The organism is Streptomyces sp. NPDC046977 (assembly GCF_040644455.1).
Taxonomy (GTDB): Bacteria; Actinomycetota; Actinomycetes; order Streptomycetales; family Streptomycetaceae; genus Actinacidiphila.
Genome location: NZ_JBEYWO010000016.1, coordinates 210,199 through 221,058, shown reverse-complemented (window position 1 = coordinate 221,058; position 10,860 = coordinate 210,199). Strand labels below are relative to the sequence as shown.

The following is a 10,860-nucleotide window of genomic DNA, read 5'->3' as shown; positions in this document are numbered from 1 at the left end:
TCCCGTAGCCGATGACCGCGACCTTGCGGCCCTGGATGATGGACAGGTCGGCATCGTCGTCGTAGAACAGCTCGGCCACTTGAGGTCTCTCCTTGATGATGGTGGTCTTCGGTCGGTCGGGCAGGCGCTGAGCGCCGATTCCGTACGGCCAATTCACGTCCCGGGCGCCCACGTTGTGGCCATCGATATCAATGTACACATTCTCGTCCGACGCCGTTCGGCGGCGGCATCGGGCATGGGCGGCGAACAAGGCGCCTACAGTATTCCAAATCACCCTGAACGAATTGAACGTGGGTGCCGGTTCCGGAATCCGCGTGCCGGGCCGGCCGGAGCTGCTGAGATCAACGTCACTGAAGTGCGTCGGCGTCGTTGTCGGTTGCCGGCCCCGCGGGTCCTCGGCCCGAGGTGGGGAGTCCCGCCGGTGCGGCGGTGCCTGTCACACGGAACTGGATTTCCGGAATTCTTTTACATATGCGGCGGGCGTGACGCCGTAGACCGATTTGAAGTGCCTGATGAAGTGACTCGTATCGGAATAGCACATGCGTGCCGAGATGTCCGACAGCCTGATCACGTCACCTTGGCGCAGCAACTCGTCGTGAGCCTTTTGCACGCGCCGGAGCCGAACGAACTCCATGGCCGATTCGTTCGCCTCCGCGAAATAGCGGTGAAGCGTCCGGAGGGAAACCCCGACAGCTCGGGCTATGAATCGAGGAGAGAGCTCCGGGTTCTCCAGGTTGTTTTCCACCACGTCCTTCGCCGCTCGCAGGAGAACGCTTCGGTACTCGTCGGCCTGTCCGGGGCGCGGAGAAATGATGCCTGACAGCAGCAGGGCGCAGGCGTCCCGCGCCATGGTTCGCGCGACGGCCGACTCCGCGAAATCGTCGCTGTTGTTCGCGATGCCCCGCAGGAAGCAGGTGAGGAACCGGACCTCCGGCGTGTTCGCGTCGGCCATGTGCCCTTGGTTGAGCACCTTCGGCGAACCGATGTGCGGAATCACAAGGCTTCGCGGAATCGAGACGACATGCCCGGTCGTCGCCGGCGCGCAGGAGAAGCTCCATGATGCTTTCGTGTCGCGAATGCAGATCTGTCCAGGTCCGACAAGGTGCCTCTGCCTGCCCGACTCAAATTCTGCCCATCCTGAGGTCACGACGTTGGCGACCACCGGGTCCTCGTCCAGATGGCTTCCGGACGTCCCTGTCAGGGCATCGCTGTACACGTGTGCCGACAGCATGCCGTCGACAAGGTGGCCACGTGCCCTGAGGTTGAATCCGTGAGGTGTGGCGGCAGAAGGTATGGCAAGCTTCGAGAGGTGCGAAAACGGGCCGCGCGACCATGCCGTGAAAAGTTGCTCGGCATTCTGAGTCTGCGCGGCGGTCAAGCTCAGGGAGTTCTCGTACTCAATGGCAGTGCGGTGGCCTTGTGTGGAACCTGCACGCCGGCCGGCCTGGCTGACGTTCATGAGTACCCTCCTGCAAAAACTAAGGGATCATCCCTGAGAACCGAAGATTGCACTTGTCCACTCGCTCTCTTCGTGCGGGACGATCCCTTTACGGCGAAACCCGAGGTCTCGGGGAGAAATGCTGGGAAAATCGGCCTCATCGCGAGCTGTCAGGTGCGCGGGGCAGCGCGCCACACATGCGATGAGGGGCCGTGCGGTTGGCGGGCAACGCCCGCCCGGGACCGTTCCGGACGTCGACGGCCCACGGTGGCCCCTGGGACTGCTCGCGCCACTTCCCAACCGGCCATGCCGGTCGACTGTGGCCGAGAGATATCCGGAACCTGTCAGGAACGGTTCGTGATCTCGTTGTCGTCGATCCAGTTGCCGTGGAAGCCGAACGGCACGCGACTGGGCAGGTGCACCCGCGCGATCGGAGCGGCCGTGAGGTCGGCGGCGTCCAGGACGACCAGTTCGGCACGGTTGATGTTCGCGTCGTGGACGACCGAGAGGATCCACCCGTCGTCCTCGCTCACGGCGTCCGGCCGCGGTACGAACGCGGGCTCCATCGTGACGCGTCCGGGGCCGTAGTCGTGCACGCTGGTGCCGCCGGTACGGGTGTCGACCTTGACCAGGGGGCCGGTGCCGAAACCGTCGGTGGCATCGCGCTCCACGTCGTCAGTGATCATCAGGCCGTGTGCGCTGAAGCCGGCGAACCATCCGTAGCGGTGTGCCCGACCGGTCAGCGCCGGGTCGATCCGCGGGAACTCGACCCGGTACTCGCTGATGACCTCTTCCCTCACGGTGCCCAGGGCCGGGTTCACCGTCCAGCGCACCAGCGTCGGCTCGGCGTCACCGGGCCCCCACACGTCGCGGACGAACATGCGGTCGTACCGGACGACATCCATCGTCAGCGAGCCGTCGGCGTTGTCGAAGGCGTTGAGGACGTGGAAGACGAAGCTGCGCGGCGCCTCGATCCACTGCACGTGATCAGCGGTCCCGCCGATCGGCAGGATTCCCAGCCGCGCCGCGTGACGGTCGTCCCAGACGAGGGGCAACCTGGTCATGGGGCCGCCGGATTGTGCGAGCCGCTTGGCGGCGGCCAGGGTGACCGGGAGGTCGAGCACGACGACACGGGTCTCGGTCAGCGCCATGTCGTGGATCATCGGGCCGTCGTCCACCTCGATGTCACTGCTGTGCCTGGCCTTGCCGTCGGCCCCGAGCACCACGTACCGAAGCGAACTGTGCCGCAGGTTGTACGTGATGGCGTGCAGGTCGCCGGTGGTCGGATCCACCTTCGGATGGGCGGTGAAGCCCCGGCTGAGCGCGCCGTCACAGTCCCAGATCGCCATGCGGGCGAGGTCGGGGCTGATCTCCACCGGCGGCCTGCCGGCCTCGATGAGCGTGAGGATGCGCCCGCCGTGGCTGAGGACGTTGGTGTTCGGCGCGCCCTGCTCGCTCTCGACGAAGCGGCTGCGGTACCACTCGGCCCTGCCGTCCCGGAGCCGGATGCCGTGCACCATCCCGGCTCCGTTGAACCAATGATGGGTCGCCGGGTCCACCTCGCCCCGCGGGTTCGGCCCGATGCGCAGGTAGCGGCCGTTCAGCTCACGCGGCAACTCGCCGGTGACCGGGAGGTCGGAGGCGCTCACCTCCTCGGCGACAGGGGCGTAGTTGCCCGCGACGAGGTACCGGTTGGTGAAATTCACACTGGTCACACTGATTCCCTTCCGACCGTACCAACCCACGGTACGGTGTGGACGTTCCAGATTGGAATATTGAGGTTCAGACCATCCGGACCAGGAGACAGCCATGCCCAGTGACCTCCCGATGAGCGCGTACGTCGTGCTCGGCCTGCTGAGCAGGTACGACGGGGCCACCCCGTACCAGCTCGACCAGCGCATCCGGGAGAGCATCGGCTACTTCTGGTCCTTCCCCCGCTCGCAGCTCTACGAGCAGACCGGGCGACTGGTGCGGCGCGGCCTGGTGGTCGAACGTCAGGAGGAGGGCGGGCGGCGCCGCCGCACGCTGTCCATCACCGACGAAGGGCGACGGGCACTGCACCGGTGGCTCACGACGCCCACGCAGGCGATAACCGAGATCCACGACGAGGGGCTGCTGCGACTCTATTTCCAGCCCTCCGACCGGCTTCGGGAGGTCGGCACGGCCGGCGGCGGCGACGCGAGTGATGCTGTGGTCCGGCTCGCCGCGGAGCAGATCCGGGCCCATGAGGACCGGCTCGCGGAGTATCGAAGGCTGGTGTCCTCCGGCAAGACCGAGGAGGGTTCGCCCCAGCGGGCCACGCTGGAGGTGGGGCTGCGTTTCGAGCGAATGATCATCGACTTCTGGCGTGAGCTGGCCGCGGAACCCACGGATCCACCGGGGGCCGCACCCGGCGATCGACGCCCGACGTAGCGCCTCCTGGTGAAGCCGCCCCGCGATCGGCCCGGACCCTCGCCTCCCGGTCCGCCCGCTCACTCCTCCCTCGCGCCGGAGTACATGGCGTCGATGAGGTCCTTGAACTCGCGTTCCACGACGGGCCGCTTGAGCTTGAGGCTGGGGGTCAGGCCGCCGTGTTCCGTACAGGAACGCGTTCTTGAGCGTGACGCCACGGGTGCTCGGGCACATGGCGGCGTCGGCGCGGTCCGGGCAGTGGTGGCGCACGTCCCCGAAACTCAGCAGCCCGCAGGACACCTCGGTGGAGAAGTCGAAGTCGAAGGAACAGACGGCGCCTACCCGGAATTGCGGAGCAGGTGGCGGTGCTCTGTGCTGCCCCCCGGTGTGCGCTGTCGGAGCGGACGCGACGAAATCGGCGGCGCCGACGGCAAATGTGTCGAGTATCGCGGCGGCGGGCAGTGCTCTTCTCCTATGGTGCTCCGGTCCGGAAAGTCCCGGACGTGCGTCCGTCACATGGTGCGCCGTGGAAGCCTGGCTGTGGTCTGTGAGAAGAACGGATTGGTGGCGCGCTCGCGTCCGATGGTCGTCCGGGGCCCGTGCCCCGGCAGTACCACTGTCGAGTCGTCGAGCGGCAGGCACACCCGCTTCAGTGACTCGACCAGCTCTTCCCTGTCGCCGCCGGGCATGTCGGTACGTCCGACCGCTCCGGCGAACAACGTGTCGCCGGTGAAGGCGACCTGAGGCATCTGCTCCGACTCCGGGAGCGTGAAGATCACGGAACCTTTGGTGTGACCAGGAGTGTGACTCACCGACAGATCGAGGCCGGCAAGGTGAAGAGTGGTGCCGTCGGTGAGCTCCTTCACGTCGTCCGGCTCGCCGATGGCGAGTTCACCGAGCAGGCGAGCGCCGATGGAGAAGCCGAGGGCCTTCTCCGGGTCGGTCAGCATGTGGCGATCACGGGGATGCAGCCACGCCGCTACGCCGTGCGCTCCGCAGACAGGGACGACCGAGGCCACATGATCCATGTGGCCGTGGGTCAGAACCACGGCGACCGGCTTGAGGCGGTGCTCGGCGAGGATGCGCTCGACACCTTCGGTCGCCTGGTGGCCCGGGTCGACGATGACGCATTCCTCCCCGGCTGCGGGTGCCACCACGTAGCAGTTGGTGCCCCATGCGGCGGGGAAACCGGCAATCAGCACGGTGTGTCCTTCGGTTGTGTCCGACCGCCTCCAAGAATATGTCAGTCACTGCCAGTTGGCAATCGCTGACATGAGGCAGAGTCTGTCACACTGGTCCCGGGTCAGGCCGGGTCGGCCTGCCAGCTCAGCAGAGGGAGCCCATGGAGACCACCGAGCCCACATCGGCCGCACCTGTGGCCGGCTTGCGTGAGCGGAAGAAGCAGCAGACCCGGGACGCGCTGGTGCGGGCCGCACTCGAGCTCTTCGCCATCCGGGGGTACGAACCCACGACGGTGGACGAGATCGTCCGATCCGTCGACGTCTCCCAGCGCACTTTCTTCCGCTACTTCGCGGGCAAGGAGGACGTGGCCCTGTTCACCCAGGGCCTCGCGGAGGCCCGTTTCCTCGCGGCGGTGCGCGAACGCCCGCCTCACGAAGGCCCCATGGACGCGTTGCGGCAGGCCGTGCTGGCCGGCTGGGAGGCCCTCGGTGAGTCGGTCGAGGTCATCCCCGCCGACCTGCACATGCGCACCTTCCACATGATCGAGTCGACACCTTCGCTGCTCGCCGCCCATCTGCGGCGGTCCGCCGACCTGGAGGACGAACTCGCCCGCGTCATCGCCGAGCGGGAAGGGGTCGACATGGAGACGGACCCGAGACCGCGTGTCGCCGTGGCGATGTTCGGCGGGGTCCTGCGGGTGACGAGCCGGACCTGGGCCACCGGTCCGGACAGCAGCGTCGAGGCGATCCGCACCCTGACAGCCGCGTACCTCGATCAGGTGGGGCCGGCACTGGCCGCACGATGGCGCGCCGAATAGCGGGTCCCCGCCGCACGCCGGGGGCGCCGGCGTGCGGCGGGGCGGGAGGTTCTACCGCGACTGCGCCCAGGTGTAGAGCCGGTGCGCGCTCTCGCCGAGACGCGTGGCGTAGAGCATGGGTGCCTGACCGCCCGCGAGTTCCTCGTCGGTGGTGGTGACGCCCACCACGGTGCCCGTGCCCGTGCCCGTGCCGGTGTCGAAGTCGGCCAGGTGGGGGCCTCCGCTCGAACCGGCCGACATGTCGCAGGTCTCACCCCACAGCAGGGGGACCTTGGGGCCGGGGTGGCTCGTACCCGCGCAGTGGATCATGCGGGATCCCACGTACGGGTCCCCGGGCACGTTGAGTCCGTAGTTCGGGTACCCGAAGGCGTGGAGGAACGCGTCCTCGACGGGCCGCCCGAACCCGATGCGCTGGCTTCCGGTGACGTCCGCGATCGGGTGCCCGCCGGCAGTGGGGTTCGCGACGAGAAGTCCCGTGTCGTAGCCGGCGGCGGCGACGTCCGACGACTCCGTGGTGTCCGGATCGGCGTTCCATCGGGAGGAGGTGGCCATGGCCTCGACGCTGAAGCCGCCGAGCGGTTTCGTGCCGTTGCGGTAACCGGGCACGAAGTAGAAGTTGTGATTCCAGGTGTCGTCGGCGGAAGGCGATCCGACACTTCTCAGGCAGTGTGCTGCCGTGATGACGGTACTGCGGTTGGCGCCGGCGACGACCGTCGCGGTGCAACTGCCGTCGTAGCCGTCGGAGAAGGTGAAGAACAGGCGGCCGACGTTCTTCTCCACCGCCCCGCCGTGTGTCCACACGGCCCCTGGGTCCGGCGTGTTCGCGGGAAGCGGCCGCGGGTCGTCCGGCGTGTTGTCGTCCTCGGGCACGGGGGTGATCTCGGGGACCATGGCGCCCGCCAGCTTCATCCGCTCGGGGGTCCAGTAGGCGCTGATCCGGTGGTGCTCGCGTGCGGTTGTGGCGCCGGCATGGGTGGTGACGGTGTCCGGTCCCGCCGCCACCCGAGTGCCGCTGGGTGCGGCATTCGCGGCCGCGGCGGGTGCGACCAGTGCGACGACGGCCGCCGACATCGCGACGGACATGCCGATCGTGTGCCGACGGCTCCTGGCAGGGCTGTCTTGGTGACCGCGTGAGCGGTGATGAGGCGTGCGCATGCGCGGGACGGTAGTGAGGCGATGTCAGGAAGCGGTCAGAGATGTGTGCCGGTGGTGTCCACGCGACTCCCGTCAGCGCGGGCCGGGGGCGCCGAGCCGGAGGCCGTCGACGAGGAGGGCGACGAGGCGGTCGGAGCGTTCTCGGGAGCCGGGGCGGCCGGTGATGAGGCTGAAGCCGCTCAGGGCGCCGGCCAGGTCGTCGGCCAAGACGCCGGGGCGGATCGTGCCGGCCCGTTCGGCCGCGTCGAGAAGCGTGCGGAGGGCGGCGAAAACGCGCTCGTGGCCCGCGCGGACCGCCTCGGAGTCGGCCGCGTGGACGACGGCCTTGAGCGCGACGGCCATGCCGGGCTGCTCGGCCGCGTGGCCGATGAAGCGCTGCATCCAGGTCACGAGTGCCTTGTCCGGGGGCAGTTCGGAGAGCAGGCCGTCGACCTCGTCGCAGAGCATGTCCATGTGGTGCACGTAGGCGCCGACCACCAGTGCCTCGCGGGTCGGGAAGTGCCGGTAGAGCGTGCCGATCCCCACGCCCGCCCGCCGGGCGATCTCGTCGAGCGCGACGTCGATGCCGCGTTCGAGGAAGACCTCGCCGGCCGCGGCGAGGATCGCCTCCCGCTTGCGGCGGGCGTCCGCGCGCATCGGTCGGGCTTCGCTCATCGTGCCTCCTGTGGCCTCCTGCGACCGGGTCAACCTACCCCGTTGCTAAACGGAGGATTCCTCCGTACAGTCATCCGGAGGAATCCTCCGTTTATCTGATCCCACTCCGTGAGGGAGCAACGTGAAGGTCGTCGTGTTCGGTGCCGGGGGCATGGTGGGCACCGGCGTCCTGCGGGCCTGTCTTCTGGACGACGAGGTGGAGAGCGTCGTCGCCGTGGTGCGGCGGCCGCTGCGCACCCGGCACCCCAAACTCCGCGAGGTCATGCCCGCCGACTTCGCCGATCTCACCGACGTCGCGGACGAACTCGCCGGCGCCGGTGCCTGCTTCTTCTGCCTCGGAGTTCCCTCCGCCGGGCGGACCGAGGCCGACTACACCCGCGTGACCCGCGACTACGCCCTGGCCGCCGCCCGTGTGCTGCTGCCGCGCACCGAGGACCTGACCTTCGTCTACGTCTCGGGTGCGAGCGCCGACAGCGCGAGCAGGACCATGTGGGCGCGGGTCAAGGGCCGCGCGGAGGACGAGCTGCTGGCGCTGCCCCTGCGCACCTACGTCTTCCGCCCCGGCTACATCCGGCCCCGCGACGGCGCCCGCCCGAGGTCGCGGACCAGCCGACTGCTCTACGGGGCCACCTCGTGGACCTACCCCGTCCTGCGGCGGCTGTTCCCGCGCCACACGACCACGACGGCCGCCATCGGCCGCGCCGCGCTCGCGGTCACCCGGCGGGGCGGCGACGGCCCCCGGGTGCTCACGAGCGCGGACATCAACACGGCCGCCGCGGAGGGGGAGAAGGCATGACGGAGTCGATCCTGGTCACCGGCGGCACGGGCTTCGTGGCCGGCTGGTGCGTCGTCGAACTGCTGCGGCGCGGCTACGAGGTGCGCACCACGGTCCGTTCCCCGTCCCGCCGCGACGCCGTACGGGAGGCCGTCGCCAGGGCCGTGGAACCGGGCGGCCGCCTCACGTTCGCCGTCGCGGACCTCACCTCCGACGCCGGCTGGGACGAGGCGGTCGCGGGCTGCGACCGCGTCCTGCACGTGGCCTCTCCCCTGGGCACGGAGACCGGGCGCGATCAGGACGCCCTGATCGGCCCGGCCCGTGACGGCACCCTGCGGGTGCTGCGCGCGGCGGTGGGCGCGGGCGTGAAGCGGGTGGTGATGACCTCCGCGTGCGCGGCCGCGTCGCCCCCGCTCGCCACTGCCGACAGCGTCAGCGACGAGTCCCGCTGGACCGACACCGACGACCCGACGCTGAACGGCTACCGCAGGTCCAAGGCCGTCGCGGAACGCGCCGCCTGGCGCTTCGCCGAGGCGGGCGACGCCGGGGCGGCCGCCCTGACCACGATCCTGCCGGGCGCCGTGTTCGGCCCGGTGCTCGGCGCCGCCAACCGTGGTTCCGTCCGGGTAGTGGAGCGCCTGCTGGCCGGTCGCATGCCCGGCACCCCGCGCATCGGCTTCGAGGTCGTCGACGTACGCGACCTCGCGGACCTGCACATCCGGGCCATGACCGCACCCGAGGCGGCAGGTGAACGGTTCGTCGCGACCGGTGAGTTCCTGTGGATGGCGCAGATGGCCCAGGTGCTGCGCGACGAACTCGGCGACGCCGCGCGGAAGGTGCCCACCCGTGCCCTCCCCGACCTCGCCGTCCGCCTCATGGCCCGCCTGGACCCGGGGGTCCGGGCCGTGGCCCCGTACCTGGGGCGCAGGCACCTGCACTCGGCGGCGAAGGCCGAACGCGTCCTGGGCTGGCGGACCCGGGCCGCCGTCACGACACTCGCCGACTGCGCTCGCAGCCTGGCGGCGCACGGCCTCGTCCCGGGGCGGCATGGCTCGACGCCCTGACCCGGGGGTCCGTCGCGGGGCCGCAGGCATCTGCACGCGGTGGCGAAGGCCGAACGCGTCCTGGGCCGGCGGGCCCGGGCCGCCGTGCTCGTCAGCGGCATGCGGTGACGCGGGCGGCTGTACGGCTCACGCGGTCCAAGTCGACCTCGGCCGCGTCGCCGCCGGGCGGCCTGACGCGTGTGGACGCGGGGGCCATGGCCTCGGCCTGCCGTCAGCACGCTCACCGACTGCGCCCGCAGCCTGGCGGCGCACGGTCTCGTCCCGGGGTGGCGTGGCCGGATGGTCTGACCTGGGGGTCCGTACGTGGGTCGCGGGCATGTGCATTCGGTGGCGAAGGCCGAACGCGTCCTGGGCCGGCGGGCCCGGGCCGCCGTGCTCGTCAGCGGCATGCGGTGACGCGGGCGGCTGTACGGCTCACGCGGTCCAAGTCGACCTTGCCGCGTCGCCGCCGGGCGGCATGACGCGTGTGGACGCGGGGGCCATGGCCTCGGCCTGCCGTCAGCACGCTTACCGAGCGCGGCGGCAGCGTACGGGCTGCAATCCGGCCCACGCCGTCGAGGTCGACCTCGGCCATGTCGCTGCACGCCTGGACCGCCGGCGTCCGGGCCATCGCTCTGTATCCGGCTCGTAGGCAGGCCTGATGTCGGGCGGGCGGGGCACGGTCTGGTCCCGATGCGCGGCAGCCGCGCCTGTCAGCGCCGCGCGGTGACGCGGACGCCCGATATCCGGCCCAGGCTGTCGAAGTCGACCTCTGCCGTGTCGCCGCCGGGCAGCCCGGCGACGACTTGGTGCTCGCTCTCCCGGCACGGTGCGCCGTGATGCTCGAAGTAGCCGGTCACCAGGCGGCGCGGGGAGCGGCCGAAGAGCCCGGTGGCGGTCAGCAGTGTCCTTGCCAGTGCGACGGGGTCGAGTGCGGCCCGCGGGACCCGCGGGTCGTCGGGCAGGAAGTAGACCCGCGTGCCCGGCCCCGCGGACACCCCGATGTAGCCGGCGGCGCGGACGACGCCCATCCCCGCGAAGGCGAGGGTCTCCGCGGCGCGGCGCGGGTCGGCGAAGCCGGACAGGTCCAGGACGCCGGACGTGAACTCGCCGATCCCGTGGGCCCGTCCGAAGCGCTCGGCCTCCTCGGTGAGCGAGACCATCGGGGTGCCGCGCAGTCCCGGGTTGGCCCAGCCCCACATCCAGGAGCGTTCCTGTTCGTCGTACGTGCCCAGCACGGCGACGCGCAGCTCCACGTCCCCCTGCCGGTAGACGCAGGAGGGCAGGTCCGCCGTCCACGGTCCCTCCGGCAGGAAGGCCGTCAGGGCGCCGAGCTGTTCCGCGCCCCACGCGGCATGCCGCTCCGCCTCGTCGAGGAACGCTTCGCCGAACTCCTTGGTCATGG

General features: G+C 70.1%; 12 protein-coding genes. 4 read left to right on the top strand and 8 right to left on the bottom strand.

The annotated features are described in order from the left end of the window. The 3 genes from ABZ883_RS23825 to ABZ883_RS23815 form a co-directional block, all read right to left on the bottom strand. Window positions 1-250: hypothetical protein (locus ABZ883_RS23825; RefSeq protein WP_360909185.1), on the bottom strand; the 250-nt coding region annotated here is incomplete at its 3' end. A gap of 186 nt (window positions 251-436) precedes the next feature. Then, window positions 437-1,459 carry a helix-turn-helix domain-containing protein gene (locus ABZ883_RS23820; RefSeq protein ID WP_360909184.1) on the bottom strand — a complete coding sequence of 341 codons (1,023 nt, stop codon included), beginning with the start codon at window positions 1,457-1,459 and terminating at the stop codon, window positions 437-439. Window positions 1,460-1,782: 323 nt separating this feature from the next. Continuing rightward, the gene (locus ABZ883_RS23815) at window positions 1,783-3,153 is read right to left on the bottom strand and encodes a carotenoid oxygenase family protein (protein WP_360909182.1); all 1,371 of its coding nucleotides are present in this window, start codon (window positions 3,151-3,153) and stop codon (window positions 1,783-1,785) included. A 94-nt stretch (window positions 3,154-3,247) separates the two neighbouring features. On the opposite strand from ABZ883_RS23815, the gene ABZ883_RS23810 reads away from it, so the two are divergent. Beyond that, window positions 3,248-3,850 carry a PadR family transcriptional regulator gene (locus ABZ883_RS23810; RefSeq protein WP_360909180.1) on the top strand — a complete coding sequence of 201 codons (603 nt, stop codon included), beginning with the start codon at window positions 3,248-3,250 and terminating at the stop codon, window positions 3,848-3,850. Between the two features lie 59 nt (window positions 3,851-3,909). On the opposite strand, the gene ABZ883_RS23805 is transcribed toward ABZ883_RS23810, so the two are convergent. Together ABZ883_RS23805 and ABZ883_RS23800 are read right to left on the bottom strand one after the other, a co-directional pair. Further along, complete coding sequence (locus tag ABZ883_RS23805; RefSeq protein ID WP_360909199.1) at window positions 3,910-4,047, bottom strand: hypothetical protein; 138 nt, start codon at window positions 4,045-4,047, stop codon at window positions 3,910-3,912. A 294-nt stretch (window positions 4,048-4,341) separates the two neighbouring features. After that, complete coding sequence (locus ABZ883_RS23800; RefSeq protein WP_360909178.1) at window positions 4,342-5,031, bottom strand: MBL fold metallo-hydrolase; 690 nt, start codon at window positions 5,029-5,031, stop codon at window positions 4,342-4,344. Between the two features lie 140 nt (window positions 5,032-5,171). On the opposite strand from ABZ883_RS23800, the gene ABZ883_RS23795 reads away from it, so the two are divergent. Beyond that, window positions 5,172-5,828, top strand: a complete 657-nt coding sequence (locus tag ABZ883_RS23795; RefSeq protein WP_360909177.1) for a TetR family transcriptional regulator — start codon at window positions 5,172-5,174, stop codon at window positions 5,826-5,828. 51 nt (window positions 5,829-5,879) lie between these two features. On the opposite strand, the gene ABZ883_RS23790 is transcribed toward ABZ883_RS23795, so the two are convergent. Both ABZ883_RS23790 and ABZ883_RS23785 read right to left on the bottom strand, forming a co-directional pair. Then, entirely contained in the window at window positions 5,880-6,911 is a 1,032-nt protein-coding gene (locus ABZ883_RS23790; protein ID WP_360909175.1) for a hypothetical protein, read from the bottom strand. Between the two features lie 144 nt (window positions 6,912-7,055). Next, on the bottom strand, window positions 7,056-7,637 hold the full coding sequence (locus ABZ883_RS23785) for a TetR/AcrR family transcriptional regulator (protein WP_360909173.1): 582 nt from the start codon (window positions 7,635-7,637) through the stop codon (window positions 7,056-7,058). 121 nt (window positions 7,638-7,758) lie between these two features. Between ABZ883_RS23785 and ABZ883_RS23780 the strand changes: the two genes are divergently transcribed. Then, a complete protein-coding gene (locus ABZ883_RS23780) occupies window positions 7,759-8,433 on the top strand; it encodes an epimerase (RefSeq protein ID WP_360909171.1) in 675 nt (224 codons plus the stop codon). Next, on the top strand, window positions 8,430-9,476 hold the full coding sequence (locus tag ABZ883_RS23775) for an NAD-dependent epimerase/dehydratase family protein (protein WP_360909169.1): 1,047 nt from the start codon (window positions 8,430-8,432) through the stop codon (window positions 9,474-9,476). Before ABZ883_RS23780 ends, ABZ883_RS23775 begins: the two co-directional genes overlap by 4 nt. A gap of 692 nt (window positions 9,477-10,168) precedes the next feature. Here ABZ883_RS23775 and ABZ883_RS23770 read toward each other — a convergent pair. Next, window positions 10,169-10,858 carry a DUF6882 domain-containing protein gene (locus ABZ883_RS23770; protein ID WP_360909167.1) on the bottom strand — a complete coding sequence of 230 codons (690 nt, stop codon included), beginning with the start codon at window positions 10,856-10,858 and terminating at the stop codon, window positions 10,169-10,171. Window positions 10,859-10,860: the final 2 nt, after the last annotated feature.

What these genes read in the sequence shown, in the direction of transcription:
- ABZ883_RS23820 (WP_360909184.1), bottom strand. Translation starts at nt 1,459, where the DNA reads ATGAACGTCAGCCAGGCCGGCCGGCGTGCAGGTTCCACACAAGGCCAC.
- ABZ883_RS23810 (WP_360909180.1), top strand. Translation starts at nt 3,248, where the DNA reads ATGCCCAGTGACCTCCCGATGAGCGCGTACGTCGTGCTCGGCCTGCTG.
- ABZ883_RS23795 (WP_360909177.1), top strand. Translation starts at nt 5,172, where the DNA reads ATGGAGACCACCGAGCCCACATCGGCCGCACCTGTGGCCGGCTTGCGT.
- ABZ883_RS23790 (WP_360909175.1), bottom strand. Translation starts at nt 6,911, where the DNA reads ATGTCCGTCGCGATGTCGGCGGCCGTCGTCGCACTGGTCGCACCCGCC.
- ABZ883_RS23785 (WP_360909173.1), bottom strand. Translation starts at nt 7,637, where the DNA reads ATGAGCGAAGCCCGACCGATGCGCGCGGACGCCCGCCGCAAGCGGGAG.
- ABZ883_RS23775 (WP_360909169.1), top strand. Translation starts at nt 8,430, where the DNA reads ATGACGGAGTCGATCCTGGTCACCGGCGGCACGGGCTTCGTGGCCGGC.
- ABZ883_RS23770 (WP_360909167.1), bottom strand. Translation starts at nt 10,858, where the DNA reads ATGACCAAGGAGTTCGGCGAAGCGTTCCTCGACGAGGCGGAGCGGCAT.